Origin of the sequence: Streptomyces peucetius (assembly GCF_025854275.1) — a bacterium.
GTDB lineage: Bacteria > Actinomycetota > Actinomycetes > Streptomycetales > Streptomycetaceae > Streptomyces > Streptomyces peucetius_A.
Map to the genome: position 1 here is coordinate 5,188,597 of NZ_CP107567.1, position 22,243 is coordinate 5,210,839.

The 22,243-nt window shown below is 71.7% G+C and carries 23 protein-coding genes; 13 read left to right on the plus strand and 10 right to left on the minus strand.

The features are described from left to right. Positions 1–250: 250 nt before the first annotated feature. Positions 251–418 carry a DUF3117 domain-containing protein gene (locus OGH68_RS24025; RefSeq protein WP_003966491.1) on the plus strand — a complete coding sequence of 56 codons (168 nt, stop codon included), beginning with the start codon at positions 251–253 and terminating at the stop codon, positions 416–418. A 379-nt stretch (positions 419–797) separates the two neighbouring features. Here the strand turns inward: OGH68_RS24025 and OGH68_RS24030 are convergent, their stop codons facing one another. Then, positions 798–1,475 carry an O-methyltransferase gene (locus OGH68_RS24030; RefSeq protein WP_264250253.1) on the minus strand — a complete coding sequence of 226 codons (678 nt, stop codon included), beginning with the start codon at positions 1,473–1,475 and terminating at the stop codon, positions 798–800. A 131-nt stretch (positions 1,476–1,606) separates the two neighbouring features. Between OGH68_RS24030 and sigE the strand changes: the two genes are divergently transcribed. From sigE to OGH68_RS24055, 5 genes are all read left to right on the plus strand, one after another. Beyond that, entirely contained in the window at positions 1,607–2,377 is a 771-nt protein-coding gene (gene sigE, locus OGH68_RS24035; RefSeq protein ID WP_264250254.1) for an RNA polymerase sigma factor SigE, read from the plus strand. Continuing rightward, positions 2,374–3,327: an anti-sigma factor family protein gene (locus OGH68_RS24040; RefSeq protein WP_264247033.1), complete on the plus strand. Its 954-nt coding sequence runs from the start codon at positions 2,374–2,376 to the stop codon at positions 3,325–3,327. Before sigE ends, OGH68_RS24040 begins: the two co-directional genes overlap by 4 nt. 122 nt (positions 3,328–3,449) lie before the next feature. After that, positions 3,450–5,264 carry a S1C family serine protease gene (locus tag OGH68_RS24045; protein ID WP_264247034.1) on the plus strand — a complete coding sequence of 605 codons (1,815 nt, stop codon included), beginning with the start codon at positions 3,450–3,452 and terminating at the stop codon, positions 5,262–5,264. Positions 5,265–5,405: 141 nt separating this feature from the next. Then, complete coding sequence (locus OGH68_RS24050) at positions 5,406–5,867, plus strand: sec-independent translocase (protein ID WP_264247035.1); 462 nt, start codon at positions 5,406–5,408, stop codon at positions 5,865–5,867. A 118-nt stretch (positions 5,868–5,985) separates the two neighbouring features. Beyond that, positions 5,986–6,681, plus strand: a complete 696-nt coding sequence (locus OGH68_RS24055; RefSeq protein WP_264247036.1) for a hypothetical protein — start codon at positions 5,986–5,988, stop codon at positions 6,679–6,681. Between the two features lie 55 nt (positions 6,682–6,736). Here OGH68_RS24055 and OGH68_RS24060 read toward each other — a convergent pair whose 3' ends face one another. Genes OGH68_RS24060 through OGH68_RS24070 form a run of 3 tightly spaced genes read right to left on the minus strand, consistent with a single transcriptional unit; the run spans position 6,737 to position 9,761 of the window. Then, positions 6,737–7,870 carry an Mrp/NBP35 family ATP-binding protein gene (locus OGH68_RS24060; protein WP_264247037.1) on the minus strand — a complete coding sequence of 378 codons (1,134 nt, stop codon included), beginning with the start codon at positions 7,868–7,870 and terminating at the stop codon, positions 6,737–6,739. Between the two features lie 42 nt (positions 7,871–7,912). Then, positions 7,913–8,506: a DUF1003 domain-containing protein gene (locus OGH68_RS24065; RefSeq protein WP_264247038.1), complete on the minus strand. Its 594-nt coding sequence runs from the start codon at positions 8,504–8,506 to the stop codon at positions 7,913–7,915. After that, complete coding sequence (locus OGH68_RS24070; RefSeq protein ID WP_264247039.1) at positions 8,499–9,761, minus strand: magnesium transporter MgtE N-terminal domain-containing protein; 1,263 nt, start codon at positions 9,759–9,761, stop codon at positions 8,499–8,501. The genes OGH68_RS24065 and OGH68_RS24070 overlap by 8 nt, the downstream gene beginning before the upstream one ends. 167 nt (positions 9,762–9,928) lie before the next feature. On the opposite strand from OGH68_RS24070, the gene OGH68_RS24075 reads away from it, so the two are divergent. Beyond that, positions 9,929–10,705, plus strand: coding sequence for a hypothetical protein (locus tag OGH68_RS24075; RefSeq protein WP_264247040.1), 777 nt, complete (start codon positions 9,929–9,931; stop codon positions 10,703–10,705). Between the two features lie 111 nt (positions 10,706–10,816). Here OGH68_RS24075 and OGH68_RS24080 read toward each other — a convergent pair whose 3' ends face one another. Both OGH68_RS24080 and OGH68_RS24085 read right to left on the minus strand, forming a co-directional pair. Then, entirely contained in the window at positions 10,817–11,329 is a 513-nt protein-coding gene (locus tag OGH68_RS24080; protein ID WP_264247041.1) for a hypothetical protein, read from the minus strand. Between the two features lie 124 nt (positions 11,330–11,453). After that, entirely contained in the window at positions 11,454–12,569 is a 1,116-nt protein-coding gene (locus OGH68_RS24085) for a magnesium and cobalt transport protein CorA (RefSeq protein WP_264247042.1), read from the minus strand. A gap of 451 nt (positions 12,570–13,020) precedes the next feature. Between OGH68_RS24085 and OGH68_RS24090 the strand changes: the two genes are divergently transcribed. The 4 genes from OGH68_RS24090 (at position 13,021) to OGH68_RS24105 (ending at position 16,179) form a co-directional block, all read left to right on the plus strand. Beyond that, positions 13,021–13,617 (plus strand): suppressor of fused domain protein, encoded by a 597-nt coding sequence (locus OGH68_RS24090; protein ID WP_264247043.1) that lies wholly within the window; start codon positions 13,021–13,023, stop codon positions 13,615–13,617. A 294-nt stretch (positions 13,618–13,911) separates the two neighbouring features. Then, positions 13,912–14,550: a DUF6758 family protein gene (locus OGH68_RS24095; protein ID WP_264247044.1), complete on the plus strand. Its 639-nt coding sequence runs from the start codon at positions 13,912–13,914 to the stop codon at positions 14,548–14,550. Between the two features lie 111 nt (positions 14,551–14,661). Beyond that, positions 14,662–15,525, plus strand: a complete 864-nt coding sequence (locus OGH68_RS24100) for a PHP domain-containing protein (protein ID WP_264247045.1) — start codon at positions 14,662–14,664, stop codon at positions 15,523–15,525. 48 nt (positions 15,526–15,573) lie between these two features. Next, positions 15,574–16,179, plus strand: coding sequence for a MarC family protein (locus OGH68_RS24105; protein WP_264247046.1), 606 nt, complete (start codon positions 15,574–15,576; stop codon positions 16,177–16,179). A 75-nt stretch (positions 16,180–16,254) separates the two neighbouring features. Here OGH68_RS24105 and OGH68_RS24110 read toward each other — a convergent pair whose 3' ends face one another. Further along, entirely contained in the window at positions 16,255–16,410 is a 156-nt protein-coding gene (locus OGH68_RS24110; protein ID WP_264247047.1) for a hypothetical protein, read from the minus strand. 176 nt (positions 16,411–16,586) lie between these two features. Between OGH68_RS24110 and OGH68_RS24115 the strand changes: the two genes are divergently transcribed. Then, positions 16,587–17,486, plus strand: coding sequence for an NYN domain-containing protein (locus OGH68_RS24115; RefSeq protein WP_264247048.1), 900 nt, complete (start codon positions 16,587–16,589; stop codon positions 17,484–17,486). Here the strand turns inward: OGH68_RS24115 and OGH68_RS24120 are convergent. Continuing rightward, positions 17,477–18,340 carry an alpha/beta hydrolase gene (locus OGH68_RS24120; RefSeq protein ID WP_264247049.1) on the minus strand — a complete coding sequence of 288 codons (864 nt, stop codon included), beginning with the start codon at positions 18,338–18,340 and terminating at the stop codon, positions 17,477–17,479. The two genes, OGH68_RS24115 and OGH68_RS24120, sit on opposite strands and share 10 nt — an antisense overlap. A 187-nt stretch (positions 18,341–18,527) precedes the next feature. Next, positions 18,528–20,456, minus strand: a complete 1,929-nt coding sequence (locus OGH68_RS24125) for a DEAD/DEAH box helicase (protein ID WP_264247050.1) — start codon at positions 20,454–20,456, stop codon at positions 18,528–18,530. Between the two features lie 493 nt (positions 20,457–20,949). Between OGH68_RS24125 and OGH68_RS24130 the strand changes: the two genes are divergently transcribed. Further along, the gene (locus tag OGH68_RS24130; protein WP_264247051.1) at positions 20,950–21,684 is read left to right on the plus strand and encodes a ferritin-like domain-containing protein; all 735 of its coding nucleotides are present in this window, start codon (positions 20,950–20,952) and stop codon (positions 21,682–21,684) included. A gap of 233 nt (positions 21,685–21,917) precedes the next feature. On the opposite strand, the gene OGH68_RS24135 is transcribed toward OGH68_RS24130, so the two are convergent. After that, on the minus strand, positions 21,918–22,187 hold the full coding sequence (locus OGH68_RS24135) for a hypothetical protein (RefSeq protein ID WP_264247052.1): 270 nt from the start codon (positions 22,185–22,187) through the stop codon (positions 21,918–21,920). Between the last annotated feature and the right edge of the window lie 56 nt (positions 22,188–22,243).

Below are 22,243 nucleotides of genomic sequence, written 5' to 3' on the forward strand. Positions count from 1 at the left end.
CGTGCACATGTGACCTGCGTCAAAGAATCCCCATGGGCCGCCTGGCAAGCGGTGGCGAAGTATCGCAGGCACATCGCCGAATTGGGTGGTTTTGAGAGAGCGCGTTGCGCAAGCGATGCCGACTGATGTTGGTCTTTGGGTCCCGCCATGCGGGATAATGACCTGGAAGCAATGTGTTCGATGCCGGTGACACAGCACCTCTCATGGGGCCGCCGGCTGCGATGAGCTGGTTTCAGGAAGGGGAACGAGCATGGCGGCCATGAAGCCGCGGACGGGCGACGGCCCGCTCGAGGTGACCAAGGAGGGGCGGGGCATCGTCATGCGCGTTCCGCTCGAAGGCGGCGGTCGTCTTGTCGTCGAACTGACTCCGGACGAAGCCGATGCACTCGGCGACGCCCTGAAGAAGGTCGTCGGCTGACGCGTCCTGAGTTTCCACCGCCCCCGGCATGTGAATGCCGGGGGCGGTGTGCGTTTCGGGGTGCGTGGTGGTGGCCGCTGACGGCACGGGGCGCTTGCGGCGGGCTTGCCCCCTCCCCGCCCGCTTCCCGAAACCGGGGGCTCCTCCCCCTGGGCCTGGCGGCCTGGGGGACCCCCACCGGACCCCCGCGCCTCGAACTCCCCCTACGGCCTGGCGGCCTGGGTGGGGGGCGCCTCCCACGCCGCCAGGCGTAGGGGGCGTGCCCTCGGGGGCTGCTGTGCAGCCCGCCCGGCGATTGAAGGCACGGCCGAAGGCCGCACGGGGTCCGGGCTTGCCCCGGTTTCGGGAACGGGCGGGGAGGGGGAACGGCCCCAGGACGTCAGGGGCGGCGCACCGCGCACAGGAGGCCGTCGCCGACCGGCAACAGCGTCGGCAGGAGCTCCGCGCTCTCCCGCACCGCCCGCAACAGCTCCCGCACCCGCAGCACCTCCGCCGGCTGTGCCGCCGAGTCGACCGTACGGCCGTCGGCGAAGACGCCCTCGAAGCAGACCAGCCCGCCGGGCCGCAGCAGGCGCAACGATTCAGCGAGGTAGTCGAGGGACTCGGTGCGGTCACCGTCGCAGAAGACGAGGTCGTAGCCGCCGTCCGCGAGCCGCGGAAGGACGTCGAGCGCGCGGCCGGGAATGAAGCGGGCGCGGTTCGCGGCGAAGCCGGCCGCGCGGAACGCCTCCTTGGCGAACTGCTGGCGCTCCGGCTCCAGGTCCACCGTGGTCAGGACGCCGTCGGGGCGCATACCGTGCAGCAGGTAGATCCCGGAGACCCCGGTGCCCGTGCCGATCTCGGCGACCGCCTTCGCGTCCGCCGTGGCCGCCAGCAGTCGCAGTGCGGCGCCGGTGCCCGGCGACACCGAGGGCAGCCCTGAGTCCCGGGCCCGGTCCCGGGCCCAGTGCAGAGCGTCGTCCTCGGCGACGAAGGCGTCGGCGAACGCCCAGCTCGTCTGCTGGTTGGCGGTTATGACCCTCTCCCGTCCCCGTAGTTGGCGCGACGCTGACTGTATCCGCTGCGCGCGGGAACCCGCAGATGGGACCGTCCGTTGTTCAGGGCAGAAGGAAGCGCGTGGACCGGGGCCGGATGCCGGACCCAAATCCACGTAAAGATTCTTATCCGGAGCTAACGGGCGAGGTGGCTATGGTAGGGGCTCCGCTGGACACCACCAGAGCCGACAGGGGAGGTGCGGCTGCACCTGCGGATCGGGGAGGAGTGCTCAGGCGCCTTCTCAGGTCGGTGGGTGAGCCGAAATCCGTGACCAACACTGCTGACCGTTCCGTGCCCTCCGACTCCGTCACCACCGCGACCTTCGCATCGGATGCGGAATCGCAGGCGTGGACTCCTCCCACGTGGGAGGAGATCGTCAGTACGCACAGCGCACGGGTCTACCGCCTCGCGTACCGCCTGACGGGGAACCAGCACGACGCGGAGGACCTCACCCAGGAGGTCTTCGTCCGCGTCTTCCGCTCCCTGTCGACGTACACACCCGGCACCTTCGAGGGCTGGCTCCACCGGATCACCACGAACCTGTTCCTGGACATGGTCCGCCGCAAGCAGCGGATCCGTTTCGACGCCCTCGGTGACGACGCGGCCGAGCGGCTGCCCAGCCGTGAGCCGTCCCCGCAGCAGGTCTTCAACGACAGCCACTTCGACGCGGACGTGCAGCAGGCGCTGGACACCCTCGCGCCCGAGTTCCGCGCCGCGGTCGTGCTCTGTGACATCGAGGGTCTGTCGTACGAGGAGATCGCCGCGACCCTGGGCGTGAAGCTCGGGACCGTCCGCAGCCGGATCCACCGCGGCCGCTCCCACCTGCGCAAGGCCCTGCAGCACCGTTCTCCGGAGGCACGCGCCGAGCAGCAGCGTTCGTTCGCGGGTGCCGTCGGGCTGGCGAGGGAGGGCGGGCCGGCGTGAGCGGTACAGGTCCGACCCCCGCGGAACAGCATCTGGGGGACCGGCTCGCCGCGCTTGTCGACGGAGAGCTGGAACACGACGCCAGGGACCGCGTCCTCGCACATCTGGCGACCTGCCCGCGGTGCAAGGCGGAGGCCGACGCCCAGCGACGCCTCAAGAACGTCTTCGCCCAGTCCGCCCCGCCTCCCCTGTCCGAGGGGCTGCTCGCGCGGCTCCAAGGGCTGCCCGCGGCGCCCGCAGCCGGTGACGACGACGAGCCCGGCCCCTTCGGCGGCGGCCGCGTGGCGGGCGGGGTGTTCGGAGGGCTGAACCCGTCCGCGGGAAGACCGCGCGACCCCCGCGCGGAGACGTTCGGATACGTCCCCGGGGGCGCCCACGCGGCCGTTCTGCCCGGTGGCGGGAGCGGCTTCCGGATCCACGAGGTGGGCCGGGCGGAGGCTGAGCGTTCGCCGTGGCGCGGCAGACGCTTCGCCTTCGCGGCGGCCAGCGCCGTCTCCTTCGCCGCCATCGCCCTGGGCGGTGCGGTTCCTCTGGACGTCTTGTCGGACTCCGGTTCCCGCGGCCAGGGCGGCGGGAACAAGGTGACGCCACTGCGCACGACGACGCCCACCACCGCCACGAACGGCTCCGGCACCGGTTCCTCGGGCGGCGCGACATCGCTGCGCGGCACGGAGGGCGAGCGTCGGCGCGGGACGGGGAGCGGCCAGGTCAGGCCCGGCTCAGGGCCGGTCGTCGCGGCCGTGCCGGGTGAGCCGGCCGGTCAGACGCTGAACCGCTCCTTCGGGGTGTCGCCTCTGAATCATGCCTCGGCGATGTCGCCGCTGATCCGTCCGACGGCGTCCGTGCTCCGGCTCGCCGCCGCTCCGGCGATCGGCCCGGCCGCCACTCCCGTCCCCACGCACCTGGCGGCTCCCACGCAGCCCGCCCCGCCGCTGCCGCCCTCGCGCTGACAGTGTCCCGGCGGGACTGAGAGGGACCTGACCAGGGCCCTGCGCTCGTATTCGCAAACCTGGTTGAATCTCAGCGGGCGCCCGCGCGGGCGCCGCATCGGCCGGCAGTTTGCGGGGAGAGCATGGACGACGGGAAGCCCACCGGACCCAAGGCGAAGTGGTGGAGCCGCCCCAGCACAGGACGCGGGGTTCCTTCCGGACCGGAGGCCCCCGCGTCCGACGTGACGCCCGTGGCGCCGGACACTTCGTCGGACGCCTCGCCGGCACAGGACGAGTCGCCCCCGGGGACGGGCACCGAGCCGACGGTGGCGACGGACGCCGCCACCGCCCGGGCAGACGCCACGGTGGAGCTGCCCGAGCCGGTGGCCGACGACGGCGGGACCGCCCAGGCCGACGCTCCGGCAGCCGCGGTGGTCCCCGCCCAGGCCAGGCACCGGCCGCTGCACGAGCCTGACGCCTACAGCACCCCGCCGTACGGCGGGCCGGGGCCCTGGGCGCCTGCTCCTCCCGTACAGCGGCCGGTGCCGACGCCGGCCCACGGCACATCGCTGCCCCCGCAGTACGCGACGGCCGGGGCCGGGACGACCGCCGGTGGCTACGCCCAGCACCCGCCCCACGAGCCTCACACGCAGCCGCAGCCCGGCCCACAAGCCCAACCCCACAGCCACACCCACCCCGCCCCGCCCGTCATGGCTCCTCCGGCGCCCGCTCCCGTCGCGGCCCCGGCCGGCGAGCGTCCGCAGCCGCTGTCCTCCATGTGGCTCCAGTACGACCCCTGGAGCGCCCCTGGGCAGCCGCTCACACACCACGGAGCGGCGCCCGCGCCGCGCAGGCGCCGCGGGGCGCTGCTCATCGGGGCCCTGGTGCTCGCGCTCGTCTCGGGCGGTGTCGGCGGCGCCGTCGGCGCGTACGTGGAACGCAACGGCGGCATGACCCGGATCGAGCTTCCGCAGGCCGGCCCCGAGAGTGCCGACCGCGCGCCCGACAGCGTCGCAGGCATCGCCGCCCGCGCCCTGCCGAGCGTCGTCACCCTGCACGTCAGCGGCGACACCGAACAGGGCACGGGTACCGGATTCGTACTGGACGAGCAGGGCCACATCCTCACGAACAACCATGTCGTCGACCCGGCCGGCACCGACGGGGACATCTCCGTCACCTTCAGCGGCGGCGAAACGGCCAAGGCCACCCTGGTCGGCAAGGACAGCGGCTACGACCTGGCGGTCGTCAAGGTCACCGGGGTCGGCGGCCTCAAGCCACTGCCGCTGGGCAACTCGGAGAACGTCCAGGTCGGCGACCCCGTCGTCGCCATCGGCGCGCCTTTCGACCTCCAGAACACCGTCACCTCGGGGATCATCAGCGCCAAGGAGCGCCCGATCACCGCAGGCGGTGAGAAGGGCGACGGCAGCGACATCAGCTATGTCGACGCGCTGCAGACCGACGCTCCGATAAACCCCGGCAACTCGGGCGGCCCGCTGGTGGACAGCCAGGCCCGGGTCATCGGCATCAACAGCGCCATCCGGGCCGCCGACACCGGCGCCGGACCCGACGGGGGCCAGGCCGGTTCCATCGGACTGGGCTTCGCCATCCCCATCAACCAGGGGAAGCGCGTCGCCGAGGAGCTGATCAGCACCGGCAAGGCCACGCACCCGGTGATCGGGGTCAGCCTCGACATGCGCTTCACCGGTGACGGTGCCCGGGTCGGCGAGAAGGGGCAGGACGACACCCCCGCCGTCACCCCGGGCGGCCCCGCCGCCGAAGCGGGCGTCAAGCCGGGCGACGTCATCACGAAGGTCGACGGCCGGCGGGTGCACAGTGGCGAGGAGCTGATCGTCAAGATCCGGGCCCACCGTCCCGGTGACAGGCTGGAGCTCACCTTGCGGCGCGGTGGCGACGAGCGGACCATGACGCTGGTCCTCGGCTCCGCCGACAGCTCATGACCACCTTCGGGCAGCCCGGACGGTACCGGCCCGACAGTTCCGCCAGGTACCGTGGGTCGCGCTCCACCCCGGCCGGACCACGGGTCGCGGCGGGCAGGCAGGCAGCACGCAGCGAGCACAGAGAACACGAGGAGCAGCAGGGTGTTCAATGACATAGGCGCACTCGAGCTGGTGGCGCTCGTGGTTCTCGCCGTGCTCATCTTCGGCCCGGACAAGCTGCCGAAGGTCATCCAGGACGCCAGCCGCTTCATCCGCAAGGTCCGCGCGTTCTCGGAGAACGCGAAGGAGGACATCCGCAGCGAGCTGGGTCCGGAGTTCAAGGACTTCGAGTTCGAGGACCTCAACCCGAAGACCTACCTCCGCAAGCAGCTCGCGGAGAACGAGGATCTGAAGGAACTCAAGGAGCTCCGCAGCAGCTTCGATCTCAAGAAGGAGATCAACGAGGTCGCCGACGCCGTCAACGGATCGGAGCATTCCGGTGTGTCGGAGAGTTCCGTCCCCGCCGCGGTGAACGGTTCCTCCACAGGCGGCCCCGACCTGCTCAAGAAGGGCGAGAAGGCCGCCCACGACGAGCGCCCGCCCTTCGACGCAGACGCCACCTGAGGACCGTCCTGCCCGGCGACCGGCGACCGGGTGGCTATCCTCCATCTGTCCGGCAGTGAGGACGCCCGAGGGGGGCGGGTCCGCTGCAGGTGCGAAAGACGGAGGAGGCGGTCGGCACATGTCGACGACGAGCCGGGTGACGGGGCAGCAGGATTCGGCAGGCGATCCGCCGGCCGGGAGCAGCTACAGGTCCCGCACGGCGCAGGGGGACACGGCGGCCCGGCGTGCGGTGGAGGGATTCAAGAACGCCGCCTTCCCCTGGTACGCCCTGGACGCGGCCTTCACCGGTCCGCGCCGGCTGATGCAGGTCGGCACCGCCGCGGACGGCACGGTGCAGCACGGTGCCATCGGCCACGGCGACGAGCCGACCATACGGTCGGAGTCGGCCGGCACCGAGAAGGAGCGTTTCGCCGTCGTGGTCACCGTCGCGGCCAGCCCCGTCCGACGCAGCGGTGACGGCACCGGCGTACTGGACGCCACCACGGTCTCCTCGGCGGCATGGCTCGCCGGTTCGGGCCTCCTGGCCCACACCTGGCCGGAGAAGCTCGACCACGCGCTGCGCGACGACTGGCTGGACCAGCAGACGGAGACCGCGTTCGAACTGGCCGACGATCTGGACGGCCCCGCGTGGTCGGTCCTCTCGCTGCCGGTCGACGGGGTGTTGACGCCCTTCCACTACCGCGAGTCCGAGTTCGGCTGGGTGCTGGCCGGCACGACCGGGTCGGGCGTGCACATCGGGGCGTACGGGCGCGGAATGAGCGCCTACGGCCTGGGCTTCGCCGTGGTTCCCAACCCCGCCGCATACGCACAGTGAGAAGGGCGCCGCTCTGCTCGAGCGGCGCCCTTCCGGCGCGGGGGGAGAGCCCCCGTCAGAACTTGTTGCGGGGCGTGATGCCCAGGGACATGCCGGACAGGCCCCGCTGGCGGCCACCGAGCTTGTCGGCGATCGCGCGCAGCGCCGAGCCCGCCGGGGAGTCCGGATCCGTCAGGACGACCGGCTTGCCCTCGTCGCCGCCCTCACGGAGCCGTACGTCGATCGGGATGGAGCCCAGCACCGGGACCGTCGCGCCGGTGGTCTTCGTCAGGCCCTCCGCGACACTCCGGCCGCCGCCGGTGCCGAAGACGTCGACCATCTCGTCGCAGTGCGGGCAGGGCAGGCCCGACATGTTCTCGACGACGCCCACGATCTTCTGGTGCGTCTGCACCGCGATGGCGCCGGCGCGCTCGGCGACCTCGGCCGCGGCCTGCTGCGGGGTGGTGACGACGAGGATCTCCGCGTTCGGGACGAGCTGGGCGACGGAGATCGCGATGTCGCCGGTGCCGGGCGGCAGGTCGAGCAGCAGGACGTCCAGGTCGCCCCAGTACACGTCGGCGAGGAACTGCTGAAGCGCCCGGTGGAGCATCGGCCCGCGCCACACGACCGGCGCGTTGCCCGGGGTGAACATGCCGATGGAGATCACCTTCACGCCGTTCGCCGACGGCGGCATGATCATGTTCTCGACCTGGGTGGGACGCCCGTCCGCACCCAGCATGCGCGGCACGCTGTGGCCGTAGATGTCCGCGTCGACGACGCCGACCTTGAGACCGTCGGCGGCCATGGCCGCCGCCAGGTTGACGGTCACCGACGACTTGCCGACACCGCCCTTGCCGGACGCCACCGCGTACACCCGCGTCAGCGAACCCGGCTTGGCGAACGGCACCTCGCGCTCCGCCGTGGTGCCCCGCAGCGACGCGGCGAGGTCCTTGCGCTGCTCGTCGCTCATCACGTCCAGCGTGACGTCGACGTGTGAGACGCCGTCGACGCGCGAGACCGCCTCCGACACGTTCCTGGTGATCGTCTCGCGCATGGGACAGCCGGAGACGGTGAGGTACACCGTGACGGCGACCGTGCCGTCGTCCCCGATGTCGACCGACTTGACCATGCCCAGTTCGGTGATCGGTCGGTTGATCTCGGGGTCGTTCACCGTCGCCAGTGCCTCAAGCACCGCGTCTTCCGTAGCCATACGGGAATGGTACGGCGCCGCCTCCCGGCTCCGGAAAGCCCGTCAGCGGTCGTCTTCGTCACTCCGGCCGGACTGCTCGTACGGGACGGAGACCCGCTGCTCCTCCAGCTCCCTCACGAGATCCTCCAGTTCCGAGCGGATCCAGTCCCGGGTCGCGACCTCGCCGAGACCCATCCGAAGCGCCGCGATCTCACGGGTCAGATACTCCGTGTCCGCGATCGACCGCTCGTTCTGCTTGCGGTCCTGCTCGAGATTGACCCGGTCCCGGTCGTCCTGCCGGTTCTGCGCCAGCAGGATCAGCGGCGCCGCGTACGAGGCCTGGAGCGACAGCGCGAAGGTCAGGAAGATGAACGGGTACTCGTCGAAGCGCAGCTGCGCCGGCGCGCTGACGTTCCACACCACCCACGTGATGATCGTCAGCGTCATCCAGACGAGGAACCGGCCCGTGCCCAGGAATCGCGCGATCTGCTCCGAGAACCGTCCGAAGGCCTCCGGGTCGTATTCGGGCAGCAGGCTGCGGCGCGGCGGACGCGGCAGATCGAGCCGCACCCGGGTCCGCGGCGCGGCGCTGGCACCGGCCGGCATGCGGTCCCGCTCGCCCCGTTCGGGCAGGCCGTGGTCCCGCCCGCTAACCATGGGAGGGCTCCTCGAACTCCGTCTCGCGCCAGTCGTCCGGCAGCAGATGGTCCAGCACGTCGTCGACGGTCACGGCCCCGAGCAGCGCCCCGCTGTCGTCGACGACGGGCGCCGCCACCATGTTGTACGCGGCGAGGTGCTGGGTGACCGACCGCAGCGGAGCATCCGGCGACAGCGGCGGCAGATCGCTGTCCACGATCGAGCTGACCAGGGTGAACGGCGGATCTCGCAGCAGCCGCTGGAAGTGCACCGTGCCCAGGTACTTGCCGGTGGGCGTCTCGTCGGGCGGCCGGCACACGTACACCTGCGCGGCCAGCGCGGGGGACAGGTCCTCCTGGCGCACCCGGGCGAGCGCGTCGGCCACCGTGGAGTCGGGGCGCAGCACGATCGGCTCGGTCGTCATCAGCCCGCCCGCCGTGCGCTCCTCGTACGACAGCAGCCGCCTCACGTCCGCCGCCTCGTCGGGACGCATCAGGGCCAGCAGCCGTTCCTTGTCGTCCTCCGGCAGCTCCGACAGCAGGTCGGCCGCGTCGTCCGGGTCCATCGCCTCCAGGACGTCGGCGGCCCGCTCCTCCTTGAGCTTGCCGAGGATCTCCACCTGGTCGTCGTCCGGGAGCTCCTCGAGAACGTCGGCGAGCCGGTCGTCGTCGAGGGCGGCCGCCACCTCGGCACGCCGCTTCGGCGAGAGATGGTGCAGCACATTGGCGAGGTCGGCCGGCCGCAGCTGCTCGAAGGTGGCGAGCAGGCTCTCGGCGCCCTGACCGTGCTCCTCGAGCGAGAAGCCGGTGACCGCGGACCACTCCAGTGTCAGCGTCTCCCCCCTGCGGCGCAGCGCGCCGGCCTTGCCCTTGCGTACGAAGACCTTGTCGATCTCCCAGTCGCGCCGGGCGGGCAGCTGCCGGATCGCCACATCGACGACGGTGACCTCCTCGCCGCTGTCCACCAGGCGGACCCGGCGGTCGAGCAGCTCGCCGATCACCAGCCGCTCGGTCGGCCGCTGCTCGAAGCGGCGCACGTTGAGCACGCCGGTCGTGATGACCTGTCCCGACTCGACGCCGGTGACCCGGGTCATCGGGAGAAAGATCCGCCGGCGGTTGTGGACCTCGACGACCAGACCCAGGAGCCGCGGCGGACGGCGCCCGACGCGCAGCATCGCCACCAGATCGCGTACGCGACCGACCTGATCTCCGTTGGGGTCGAAGACGGGCACGCCCGCGAGGTGCGAGACGAAGACCCGCGGAGCTGCCGCCGCCATTCACGCCCCTCTCTTATGCCCGGAAACACTGGCTTTGACGGGTTCAGGCTAGCCGGTACCGATCCGGGCCGCCCCCGGCTGACGTCCGTACGGCTGCCTGCGTAACGGTGCACCCCGCACGGGTACGCTGCGGTCTGCCATCCCCCAAGATGAGAGGCAGAGCGCTCGTGACTCCCCTCCTTCCGGCCGGCCGAGTGCGCCGGGCCGCGCTCTCGGCGGTGCTCTGTGCCGGGCTGGCCGTGGCTCTCACGGCGTGCGCAGAAGACCCGGACGCGGGGACCAACGGGATCGGGAAGCTCTCCGCCAAGGAGATCGAGACCAAGGCACGGGCGGCGGCCGACGCCGCGACCTCGGTACGCCTGTCGGGCACGCTCGTCAGCAAGGGCGGCACCTACAAACTGAACATGCGGCTCAAGCAGGACGGCGGCACCGGCTCCCTCACCTCCAAGGAGAACGCCTTCGAGCTGCTGAGGATCGGTGACACCCTCTTCCTGAAGGCCGACGCCGGCTTCTGGAGCCACGCGGACGGGGACGGCGGGAAGGAGCCGACCAAGTCCGACCTGAACGCGGCGAAGAAGCTCGCCGACAAGTATGTGAAGGTCCCGAAGGGGGACCCCTCGTACAAGCAGTTCCGCGGCTTCACCGACATGGACGTGCTCCTCGACGGGCTGCTCGGGATGCAGGGCGAGCTCAGCAAGGGCGACCGGACCCGGGTCGGCGGCATCCGCACCATCAAGGTGACGGCGGGTGAGGGCGGCCGTGGCGGTGTCCTCGACGTGTCGCTGGAGGGCAAGCCGTATCCGCTCCAGTTCAAGCGGGCCGGAGGCGCGGGCGTGCTCACACTGGGGGACTGGGACAAGGACTTCCCGCTGGCCGAGCCCGCGGCGGGCGAGACGGTCGACTACGGGAAGCAGCTGCCGAAGACGTCCCGGACGGACTCCTGAACGACTGCCGGACATCGGAGCCGGGCTCGTGAACCCCTGAACCCCTGTGGGCGCATGCCGAAGCAGGCCGAGCCGGGCTTCCTGCCGAAGCGCGGCGGGTGGGGCCCCGGGTCAGCCGCGCCGCTTGCGGCGCTTCAGCAGCAGCCTCGGCAGCGCCGCCGGGACGGGCCGTCGGGTCGTCGCCGAGGTCGGCAGCGGCGCGGCCGCCAGGGAGCCGTCGGGCAGATCCGTGACCGCGTCGCGCGGCTCGAGCCGCAGCACCCGGCACTCGCGCGCCCAGCGCTCCGTCATCCGCTCGGCGTCCGGTGCGTTCAGCCGCTTGCCCTTGAGCTCGCCGACGGCCGCCTCCCACGCCTCGGAGTGCGGCGCGAGCTCACTGACGCGCGCCGACCACGCCACCAGTCGACCGCCCTTGTCCTTGCTGCGCACGGTGACTTCGGCGTCGCCGCCGTCCGCGAGCCCCGGCAGCGGCTGCTCACCGGGCCCGTCGCCGACGATGTGCGCGGCACCCTCGTGCCACACGTGCCACAGGGCGCGTGCGGGGCCGTCGCCGCGCACCCAGATGAGGCCGGACTTCTTGGTGGCCTCCTCGACGAGCGCCCGGCGGAGCAGATGCGATGTCATGCGCGCAGCCTATCGACCCGGCGGCCGGCCGTGCCGCCCCGCTGCGGCAGGTGCTCCTGCTCCGGCCGCAGCGCCCGGGACGGCCCGGTGCGGTACGCCCCGCTGCGGGACGGCCCGTGCCGCCCTACAGCCAGCCGTTGCGCTTGAGGGTGCGGTGGATCGCGAAACAGACCACCGCGATGCCGGTGAGCACCAGCGGATAGCCGTACTTCCACTGGAGCTCCGGCATGTGCTCGAAATTCATGCCGTAGATCCCGCAGACCGCCGTGGGCACGGCGATGATCGCCGCCCAGGACGTGATCTTGCGCATGTCCTCGTTCTGCGCGACCGTCGCCTGGGCCAGGTTGGCTTGGAGGATGGAGTTCAGCAGCTCGTCGAAGCCGATGACCTCCTCCTGCACCCGGGCGAGGTGGTCGGCGACGTCACGGAAGTACTTCTGGATGTCGGGGTCCACCAGCCGCATCGGCCGCTCGCTCAGCAGCTGCATCGGCCGCAGCAGCGGGGAGACGGCCCGCTTGAACTCCAGCACCTCGCGCTTGAGTTGGTAGATGCGTCCGGCGTCGCCGCCGCGCGTGCTGCCCTTGGCGGGTGCGGAGAAGACCTCGATCTCGACCTCGTCGATGTCGTCCTGCACGGCCTCCGCCACCGCGATGTAGCCGTCGACGACATGGTCCGCGATGGCGTGCAGCACCGCGGAGGGGCCCTTGGCGAGCAGTTCGGCGTCCTTCTGGAGGCTGTGCCGCAGCGCGCGCAGCGAGCCCTTGCCGCCGTGCCGCACCGTGATGACGAAGTCCCGGCCGGTGAAGCACATCACCTCGCCGGTCTCGACGACCTCGCTGGTCGCGGTCAGCTCGGCGTGCTCCACGTAGTGGATGGTCTTGAAGACCGTGAACAGCGTGTCGTCGTAGCGCTCCAGCTTCGGCCGCTGGTGGGCGTGGACCGCGTCCTCGACGGCCAGCGGGTGCAGCCCGAACTCGGCGGCGATGCCCGCGAATTCGGCCTCCGTCGGCTCGTGCAGTCCGATCCAGGCGAACCCGCCGCCCTCACGCACCCGCAGCATCGCCTCGTGCGGCGTGAGACAGGCGGTGCTCTCGAGGCGACGGCCGTCGCGGTAGACGGCGCAGTCGACGACCGCACTGGACGCCGAGGGGTCACGGGTCGTGTCGTAGCCGCTGTAGGGGGTGCTGCTCTTGCGCAGCGAGGGGCGGACCGCGGCGCGCAGGTCACGGATCATCGACATGGCTGGCTCCTTCACGGAGAGGCCGTCGGCGGTGGCGTGGCACAGCCCGGAATGGGGACGTGAGACATACGTCCGCAAAGCGGGCGGCACCGCGGGGGCGCGGTGACGGCGTTCGCTACAGACAGGCAAAAACGAAGTGCTCGCGCTCTTCCGTCATGCGAAATGCCGTGGGGCCCCGTGCGGGAAAAGGCCTCAGCTCACCGAATCCGGCTCGTCGGGTCAGGACCGGCGAGAGGAAGGGTGCCGTGCGGAAGAGCTGCTGGTACTGCACGATCGACTTCGATCCACCGCAGCCTCACCTCCTCCGGCCGGTCCCCCATGAGGGACGACGTGTCGTCGGGACTCGAAGGCGTCGCTTCTGCGCGCCGTCCCGACCAGCGGCCAAGACTATCAGCCGACTACGGGTCAATCCCTGTGTTTGCCCGTTTCTTACGCGACCTATGCTCGCCACATGGAAGATGTTCTCGCTCTCGTCGACGCCCGACTGCGCAGCGCCCTCGGCGAACCGGACGCGCGCGCCGCGGTGACCTTCCTCGGTACCGACCGTATCGAGGTGTTGCGCTTCCAGGACCGGGACGGCGGCAGGGACATCGTGCGATACGCCACTCTCGGCATGTCCGCGCATCCGATGACCGACCCCACCGCGACCCTCGCCGACCGGGTGAAGGGCCCCCGCGCCGAACTGGTGCTCACCGTGCGGGCCGGGCTCGCGGACACCGACAAGGTGCTGCGCCCGCTTGCCGTGCTCGCGGCTTCGCCGCAGGTCGAGGGTGTGATCGTGGCGCCGGGCGCCTCGCTCGACGTGGGGGAGGCGCTGTGGCCCTCGGCGCCCTTCAGCTCGGTGCTGGTCGCGGAACCCGGCGGTCTGGTCGAGGATCTGGAACTGGACGGTCCCATGGACCCGGTGCGCTTCCTGCCGGTGCTGCCCATGACGTCGAACGAGGCGGCGTGGAAGAGGGTGCACGGTGCGGCGGAGCTTCAGGAACGGTGGCTGACGCACGGCACGGATCTGCGTGATCCGCTGCGCAGGTCCGTGCCGCTGGACTGAAGTCGAGCCCGGTCCCGGCCAGTTGGCGAAGGCGGCGACACCGCCCTCGCCCGTGTGACGGGGCTTCAGCTCCGCCGGCCCTGCGGCCGAGCGGGGAACGCCCGGCCCGCCTCGCGGGTCCCGCACCGGCGGCGGTCGCCCGTGCGGCAGCCGTCCCTGGCGGTTCGCACCCGGCCAAAGAAGTTAGACGCGCTAACAAGTGCGATCGTCATCTACTCTTCGCGGGCCGGAGGCACGCTCCGGACGGGTGATCGTCCTTGACGCGGCGTCGGCCGGAGAGGACCGTTGGGCCTTATGAGGGGCGAACCCAGTTGCCCGAAGTGCGGTGGCCGGGTGAGGGCGCCCGGTCTCTTCGCCGATTCCTGGCAGTGCGGTGTGCACGGTGCCGTGCACCCTCTCCAGCCGGTGATCCCGCCCAGTGTCGAAGCCCTCGGTGTCGTGGTGCACCGCGCTCGGGTCCCGGTGTGGATGCCCTGGCCACTGCCGGTCGGCTGGCTGTTCACGGGCGTTGCCTACGCGGGCGACGACCGCAGTGGCGGCCGCGCCACGGCGGTGGCGTGTTCGGGGCCGGGGCCGCTCGGCGGCATCGGGGAATTGCTGCTGATCGCGGAGGAGCTGGGCGTCGGGCTCGGCTCCCGCTATGCCGGAATCGACGGACCCGACCCCGGGCCGCACATCGAGGTCGCCAAGCCGCCGCAGGCCAAGGTGCTCGCGGCCGGCCGGCCCACCCCGCTGTGGCATGTCAGCGGCGCGCCCGACGACCGTGCGGTGTTCGCGGGCGAGGCCCGCGGGCTGTGGCTGTGGGCCGTCGTCTGGCCGGAGCAGTCCGGGCTGCTGATGTACGACGAGCTCGTCCTCACCGACCTGCGGGACGCGGGGGCGGAGGTCGAACTGCTGCCGTGTGGGGCGCTGTCGCCGCGGCTCCTGTCGTAGCGGGGGCCCTGCCGCCTTCCGTCGCCGCTGCCGGGCGGCCGGGGGGTGCTTCCGCGGCGGTTATCCTGGGGTGTCCCCTTTTCCGCCCGCCGAGCCCCGGAGCCACGCGTCGTGCGCATCGATCTGCACACCCACTCCACGGCTTCGGACGGCACGGACACCCCGGCGGAGCTCGTACGGAACGCGGCCGCGGCCGGCCTGGACGTCGTCGCGCTCACCGACCACGACACCACCCGCGGCCACGCGGAGGCGGCCGCCGCCGTCCCGGCCGGCGTGACTCTCGTCACGGGGGCCGAGCTCTCCTGCCGCCTCGAAGGCGTCGGTGTCCACATGCTCGCGTACCTCTTCGACGCACAAGAGCCCGAGCTGCTGCGTGAGCGTGAGCTCGTACGCGACGACCGGGTGCCGCGCGCCCGGGCGATGGTCGGCAAGCTCCAGGAGCTCGGCGTGCCGGTCGAGTGGGCGCAGGTCGCCCGTATCGCCGGGGACGGCTCCGTCGGACGGCCCCACATCGCCGAGGCTCTCGTCGAACTCGGCGTGGTGCCCTCCGTCTCCGACGCGTTCACCCCTGAGTGGCTCGCCGACGGCGGCCGGGCGTACGTCGAGAAGCACGAACTCGATCCCTTCACCGCCGTCCGCCTGGTCAAGGCCGCCGGCGGGGTCACCGTCCTCGCCCATCCCCTCGCCGCCAAGCGCGGCCAGGTGGTGCCGGAGGCCGCCGTCGCCGAGCTCGCCGCCTGCGGCCTCGACGGCATCGAGGCCGATCACATGGACCACGACGGGCCGGCGCGCGCCCGGCTGCGCGGCCTCGCGGCGGAACTCGGGCTGCTGACGACCGGTTCGAGCGACTACCACGGCAGCCGCAAGACCTGCCGGCTCGGCGAGTACACCACCGACCCGGAGATCTACGGCGAGATCACCCGCCGCGCCACCGGCGCGTTCCCAGTGCCGGGCACGGGCGGAGTCCGCCCGTAACCCTCGCCCGTCCACCTCGTACGACCCTCTTCCCGCAAGGCCCTCACTGTGTTCGACACTGCCGTTTTCGGCTCTCTCTTCCTGACCCTTTTTGTCATCATGGATCCCCCCGGGATCACGCCGATCTTCCTCGCCCTCACGTCCGGGCGCGCCACCAAGGTGCAGCGGCGGATGGCCTGGCAGGCCGTGGCGGTCGCCTTCGGTGTGATCACCGTCTTCGGCATCCTCGGCCAGCAGATCCTCGACTATCTGCATGTCTCCGTTCCGGCGCTGATGATCGCCGGGGGGCTGCTCCTGCTGCTGATCGCCCTCGACCTGCTCACGGGCAAGACCGACGAGCCCAAGCAGACCAAGGACGTCAATGTGGCGCTGGTGCCGCTGGGCATGCCGCTGCTGGCCGGCCCCGGTGCGATCGTCTCGGTGATCCTCGCCGTGCAGCACGCGGACGGGGCCGGTGAACAGGCCTCGGTGTGGGCGGCCATCGTGGCGATGCACGTCGTGCTCTGGCTGACGATGCGCTACTCGCTGGTGATCATCCGCCTGATCAAGGACGGCGGCGTGGTGCTGGTCACCCGGCTCGCGGGCATGATGCTCTCCGCGATCGCCGTGCAGCAGATCATCAACGGCGTCACGCAGGTGATCCAGGGCGCGTGACCCGGGCGCCCATGCAATGCGCCCCCGTACGGATCGTCCGTACGGGGGCGTCGTGCTCCGGAGACTTCACAAGCGTTATGAAGCAGTGGTGGTGTCGGCGGGTCGGATGTAGATGCGCTGGCCGGTGTAGGCGGCCTGCTGCACGATCCGGTTGACGGAGGCGGCATCCACGACCGTGCTGTCCACGGCGGTGCCGTCGACGTCGTCCAGTCGCATGATCTCGAAGCGCAAGGCTTCTCCCTTCGTCGTGATCCTCCTGCTGGAGAACTGATGGGCAGACGGGTGTCCCCGTCCCTGTACTACGTCTACAACGAGATGCATCTTGCAAACATTCCCTACGCTAAGGAAATTTTTCGGATGCCTAAGTACTGGCGAGTAGTGCTTCGGACACGGACAATGAGCCACGTATGAACGACGCCGAGATCAGCGACATCGCGACCCGCCTGGAGCGCACCAACCAGCTCCTGCAGCGGATGCTCGCCGAGGTCGCGAAGACCCCTTCCACCCATGCCATCTTCGTCGACGCCGGTTACGTCTACGCCGCGGCCGGACTGCTGGTCGCGGGCACCGAGGACCGGCGCTCCTTCGACCTCGACGCGGAGGGCCTGATCGAGGCGTTCATCGACAAGGCGCGCACGATCTTCGCCGACAGCAGGCTGCTGCGGGTGTACTGGTACGACGGCGCCCGGCGCCGTATCCACACCCCCGAACAGCAGTCCGTCGCCGAACTGCCCGACGTCAAGGTCCGGCTCGGCAACCTGAACGCCAACAACCAGCAGAAGGGCGTCGACTCCCTGATCCGCAGCGACCTGGAGTCCCTCGCCAGGCACCGCGCCATCAGCGACGCGGCGCTCGTCGGCGGCGACGAGGACCTCGTCTCCGCGGTCGAAGCCGCCCAGGGCTACGGCGCCCGGGTCCACCTCTGGGGCATCGAGGCCGCGGAAGGACGCAACCAGGCAGAGCCGCTGCTGTGGGAGGTCGACAGCCAGCGCACCTTCGACCTCGACTTCTGCCGCCCCTACATCACCCGCAGGCCCGTCACGACCTACGAGAACGAGGGCGCCCCGCCGCCGTCGCGCGACGAGGTGCGTTTCCTCGGCGCGCAGATCGCCGCGACATGGCTGGCCGAGCGGGGGCGCGCCGAGCTGGCCGAACTGCTGCCCGGCCACCCCTACCTGCCCGGTCCCGTCGACCAGGATCTGCTCATCGAGGCGGAACGGCGGCTCCAGCGCTCACTGCGCGGGTACGCGGTGCTCCGCCGGGCGCTGCGGGACGGGTTCTGGCAGCACCTGCAGAGTCAGTACTGATCCCAGAAGCGCGCGAGTGCGGTGGCCGTCTCCAGTGGGCGGTCCGTGTTCGGCGAGTGCTCCGCGCCGCGGACCACCGTCCGGTGCGCGTCCAGCCGCCGGGCCATGTCGTCCAGCAGCGGCACGGGCCAGGTGTCGTCGCGCTCGCCCGACAGCACATGCTTGGGCAGCGGCCGTACGGCGGCGAGCTCCGCGACCCGGTCCGGTTCCGTCGTCAGCTGACGGCCGGTGGCCATGAGTTGCGCCGGATTGTGGCGCAGCCACCGCTGCCGCAGGTCCTCGCGGCCTTCCGTGGCCTCCTCCGCCGCGTCCTCTGGCGCGTCGAAGGCCAGGATCGCCTGCCACACCTGGTCCATCGGCATCACGGTGAGCGCGTCGCTCAGCAGCTTCACCCGCTGCTGCTGGGCGGCACTGATCTGCGCGGGGCCCGAGGACATCAGCGTCAGCGTCGCGAACGGTGAGGCGTTAAGGAGGACGGCGGCGCGGGCGATCTGACCGCCGAGCGAATGCCCCACCAGGTGCAGCGGCCCGCCGTCACCGCCGAGGGCCGCGGCCTGTGCCAGCACGTCCTCGGCCAACCCGTCCTGCGCGTAGGCCGCTTGATCCGCGGGGCCGGCGGTCTCGTACTGCCCCCGGCCGTCGACCGCGACCGCGCGGTAGCCGGCCGCGACCAGCGGCTCGAGCATCGCGATGAAGTCCTCCTTGCTGCCCGTGTATCCGGGCAGCAGCAGCGCGGTACCGCGGTCGTCTCCTGACGCCGGACGCGCGTCGAGCACGGCGAACACGCCGCGCGAGGTCGACAGCGCCCGCGGGACGGCGCAGGGCGGCGGGACGAAGGTGGGAGGCCGGCTCATGCGCACGAGGCTAACGCGGGACCGTACGCGGCGGGACGCGCCCACTCCGTGGCGCCCGCCCGGGCATCCGGAGGAAAGCCGCCTCGCCCGGCGCGGGGTGCGGGGGACGGGCTTGAGCCGGTGGGCGGAGACACCGGATGGCCCGGCCCCGCGAACGGGGCCGGGCCATCGGAGTCGTGCGGGGCCGTCAGCTCTCCAACTGCGCCACGGCCTTGCGCGCGCGCGTCCGCCGCGGCTTGGCCTCGGCCTCCGCCGGCGCCTCGGCGACCGGCTCCGCCTTCGGCTCCGCGACCTTGCGCGTGCGGGTGCGGCGCGGCTTGGTGTCGGTTGCGGTGTCGGTGGCTTCGGCCGTGTCGGCGGCTGCGGCTGCCCGGGTGCGGCGGCGGGGCTTGGTGTCGGCGTCGGCGGTGTCGGTGCCTTCGGCGGTTTCGACGGCTTCGGTGGCCTTGCGCGTGCGGGTGCGCCGCGGCTTGGTCTCGGTTGCGGTCTCGGTGGCTTCGGCCGTGTCGGCGGCTGAGGTCGCACGGGTCCGGCGGCGGGGCTTCGCCTCCGGCTCGGGCTCCGTCACAACGGTCGACTCCACGTCCGCCACGACCGCCTCGGCTGCCGCCGCACCGCGCGTGCGGCGCCGGCGGGGCTGGGTCACCGTCGCGGCCTCGGCCGTCTCGACGGCCACAGCCACGGCCTCCGTGCCGGCCGTCTCCACGGCTGCCGTCGCCTCCGGCGACGCCTGCGCCCCCACACGGGTCCGGCGGCGGCGACGCGGCGTGCGCGCCTCGGCCGTCGGCGTGTCAGTGCTGCTCTGCTCCGGCACGACCGTCTCTCCGCCGCGGGTGCGGCGGCGCTGACGCGGCGTGCGCGTACGGGCCGGACGTTCCTCGACGGCGGCCGGCGCCGCCGACGCGGACCGGCGGTCGCGGCCGCCCGTCTCGCCCAGGTCCTCGACCTCTTCCGCCCCGAGTCCCGCGCGGGTCCGCTCGGCACGCGGCAGGACACCCTTGGTGCCGGCCGGGATGCCCAGCTCCTCGAACAGGTGCGGGGAGGTGGAGTACGTCTCGACCGGGTCGGGGAACTTGAGGTCGAGCGCCTTGTTGATCAGCTGCCAGCGCGGGATGTCGTCCCAGTCGACCAGGGTGATCGCGGTGCCCTTCGCCCCCGCGCGGCCGGTGCGGCCGATGCGGTGGAGGTAGGTCTTCTCGTCCTCGGGCGTCTGGTAGTTGATGACGTGGGTGACGCCCTCGACGTCGATACCGCGCGCGGCGACGTCCGTGCACACGAGCACGTCCACCTTGCCGTTGCGGAACGCTCGCAGCGCCTGCTCGCGGGCGCCCTGGCCCAGGTCGCCGTGGACGGCTCCGGAGGCGAAGCCGCGGCGTGCGAGCTGGTCGGCGATGTCCGCCGCGGTCCGCTTGGTGCGGCAGAAGATCATCGCCAGTCCGCGGCCCTCGGCCTGCAGGATGCGGGAGACCATCTCCGGCTTGTCCATGGAGTGCGCGCGGTAGACGCGCTGGGTGGTGTTGCGCACGGTCGCGCCCTCGTCGTCGGGCGAGGTGGCGCTGATGTGCGTGGGCTGCGACATGTAGCGGCGGGCGAGTCCGATGACCGCGCCCGGCATGGTCGCCGAGAACAGCATGGTCTGGCGCTTGGCCGGCAGCTGCTGGATGATCTTCTCGACGTCGGGCAGGAAGCCCAGGTCGAGCATCTCGTCGGCCTCGTCCAGGACGAGCGCACGCACGTGCGAGAGGTTCAGCTTCTTCTGACCGGCCAGGTCCAGCAGGCGCCCGGGCGTGCCGACGATGACGTCGACGCCCTTCTTGAGGGCCTCGACCTGCGGCTCGTAGGCCCGGCCGCCGTAGATGGCGAGCACGCGGACGTTACGGACCTTGCCGGCCGTCAGCAGGTCGTTGGTGACCTGGGTGCACAGTTCACGGGTGGGAACGACCACCAGGGCCTGGGGGGCGTCGGTCAGCTGCTCGGGCTTCGCCCGGCCCGCCTCGACGTCCGCGGGGACGGTGACGCGCTCGAGAAGCGGCAGGCCGAAACCGAGGGTCTTGCCGGTGCCGGTCTTGGCCTGGCCGATGACGTCGGAGCCGGAGAGCGCGACGGGGAGCGTCATCTCCTGGATGGGAAAGGGGGAAACGATGCCGACGGCCTCGAGGGCTTCGGCGGTCTCGGGCAGGATCCCGAGATCCCGGAAAGTCTGCGTAGTCAGGGTGTTGCCTCTTCTGTGAGACGCGGCGCGAGGCGAACGCGGGGGTCGTACCGCACCCGGTATCTGACCGGCCGTGGGTCGGCCGGATGGGCGCGGGACCACTGCCGTCGCTCGAGCGCTCGTACCGCTGAGGGGGCCCCTCGTCTGCGGTCGTACGCAGCTGTGCGCACGATCCGCGGGGAGGGCGGTCGGGTCGGAGCCGATCGTGGCACCGACCGGGCATCCTCATTCATCAGACGGCCCACTGAAGGCGCAGAGATACTCCGACGCTCAGCAGGCGCATTACCACTGTACCCCGGATTCGCGCATGTGTGTTGGGTGAATTCACGAGAACTGCGTTCCGGGCATGGCTGACCAGGCCCTTCCCCCCTGCGACGGGCGGGCTATTGTGCCGTTCATGGAGACGCCTGACAACGCCACTGAATCCGCCGGACACACCGGGATCGCCGCCCAGGACTGGGCTGCGGCTTCCGCGGAACCGCAGTACCGTGCCGCCGTCGTGGACCTGCTCGGGGCGCTCGCGTACGGCGAGCTGGCGGCATTCGAGAGGCTCGCGGAGGACGCCAAGCTGGCGCCGTCGCTGGCCGACAAGGCGGAGCTGGCGAAGATGGCCTCCGCGGAGTTCCACCACTTCGAGCGGTTGCGGGACCGGCTGACCGCCATCGACGCGGAGCCGACGGCCGCGATGGAGCCGTTCGCGCAGGCCCTGGACGACTTCCACCGGCAGACTGCCCCGTCCGACTGGCTGGAGGGCCTGGTCAAGGCCTATGTCGGCGACTCGATCGCCAGTGACTTCTACCGCGAGGTGGCCGCCCGCCTGGACAGCGACACCCGCGCCCTGGTGCTCGCGGTTCTCGACGACACCGGTCACGGGAACTTCGCCGTGGAGAAGGTCCGCGCCGCCATCGAGGCGGATCCGCGGGTCGGCGGCCGGCTCGCCCTCTGGGCGCGGCGGCTGATGGGCGAGGCGCTGTCCCAGGCGCAGCGGGTGGTGGCCGAGCGCGACGCGCTGTCCACGATGCTCGTGGGCGGTGTGGCGGACGGCTTCGACCTGGCGGCGGTCGGCGAGATGTTCTCCCGGATCACCAAGGCGCACACCAAGCGCATGGCCGCGCTGGGTCTGGCGGCGTAGCGCGGCCGGAAGCGGTGTAGCGCGGCCGAGAGCGGCGTGGAGCGGCGTCAGGAGCGTCTTCCGGGCGGCGGCCCCGCCACCGGGCTCCGCTCCCGGCGGCCCGGGTTTCCCGGCCCCGGGCCGCGGCTCCGCTCGGGGAGCCCGCGTGCTTCCGGTCCGCGGTGCCGCTCGGGCGGTGGCGGGACGGGGCCGGTGCTCCGCCCGCCGCTGAGGCGGGCGGTCGTCGTTCGGGCTCAGAAAGGGAACGCGCGGCGCAGTCTGCGTGTGGACGGGCGGATCAGCAGTGAGAGCAGCACCGCCCCGATGGTCATGGACCCCAGCAGCGTCGCCAGCGTGTGCCCGGGCCCCAGGGCCACATGCGTCACATACGCGCCGAAGAGCGCGCCCAGCGCGCCGGTGGTGAACACCGCCCCGCGGGAGGGAAGCCGATCGGCGAAGTGCCGGACCGCCGCCCAGGAGAGGGCGAGCCCGAGCAGAACTGAGCCGAGCGATTCCAAGAGCACTGCTGATCACCTCGCGGACGCCGGACACGGGCAGCATCGGTCGTAGCCCGTATTAC

Bases quoted from the DNA above. Each gene is read 5' to 3' on its own strand.
- OGH68_RS24120 (WP_264247049.1), bottom strand. From the start codon at position 18,340: ATGAGCCGGCCTCCCACCTTCGTCCCGCCGCCCTGCGCCGTCCCGCGG.
- OGH68_RS24080 (WP_264247041.1), bottom strand. From the start codon at position 11,329: ATGACATCGCATCTGCTCCGCCGGGCGCTCGTCGAGGAGGCCACCAAG.
- OGH68_RS24095 (WP_264247044.1), top strand. From the start codon at position 13,912: ATGAGGGGCGAACCCAGTTGCCCGAAGTGCGGTGGCCGGGTGAGGGCG.
- OGH68_RS24085 (WP_264247042.1), bottom strand. From the start codon at position 12,569: ATGTCGATGATCCGTGACCTGCGCGCCGCGGTCCGCCCCTCGCTGCGC.
- OGH68_RS24060 (WP_264247037.1), bottom strand. From the start codon at position 7,870: ATGGCTACGGAAGACGCGGTGCTTGAGGCACTGGCGACGGTGAACGAC.
- OGH68_RS24115 (WP_264247048.1), top strand. From the start codon at position 16,587: ATGAACGACGCCGAGATCAGCGACATCGCGACCCGCCTGGAGCGCACC.
- OGH68_RS24130 (WP_264247051.1), top strand. From the start codon at position 20,950: ATGGAGACGCCTGACAACGCCACTGAATCCGCCGGACACACCGGGATC.
- OGH68_RS24125 (WP_264247050.1), bottom strand. From the start codon at position 20,456: ATGACGCTCCCCGTCGCGCTCTCCGGCTCCGACGTCATCGGCCAGGCC.
- OGH68_RS24070 (WP_264247039.1), bottom strand. From the start codon at position 9,761: ATGGCGGCGGCAGCTCCGCGGGTCTTCGTCTCGCACCTCGCGGGCGTG.
- OGH68_RS24025 (WP_003966491.1), top strand. From the start codon at position 251: ATGGCGGCCATGAAGCCGCGGACGGGCGACGGCCCGCTCGAGGTGACC.
- OGH68_RS24090 (WP_264247043.1), top strand. From the start codon at position 13,021: ATGGAAGATGTTCTCGCTCTCGTCGACGCCCGACTGCGCAGCGCCCTC.
- sigE (WP_264250254.1), top strand. From the start codon at position 1,607: ATGGTAGGGGCTCCGCTGGACACCACCAGAGCCGACAGGGGAGGTGCG.
- OGH68_RS24055 (WP_264247036.1), top strand. From the start codon at position 5,986: ATGTCGACGACGAGCCGGGTGACGGGGCAGCAGGATTCGGCAGGCGAT.
- OGH68_RS24045 (WP_264247034.1), top strand. From the start codon at position 3,450: ATGGACGACGGGAAGCCCACCGGACCCAAGGCGAAGTGGTGGAGCCGC.
- OGH68_RS24065 (WP_264247038.1), bottom strand. From the start codon at position 8,506: ATGGTTAGCGGGCGGGACCACGGCCTGCCCGAACGGGGCGAGCGGGAC.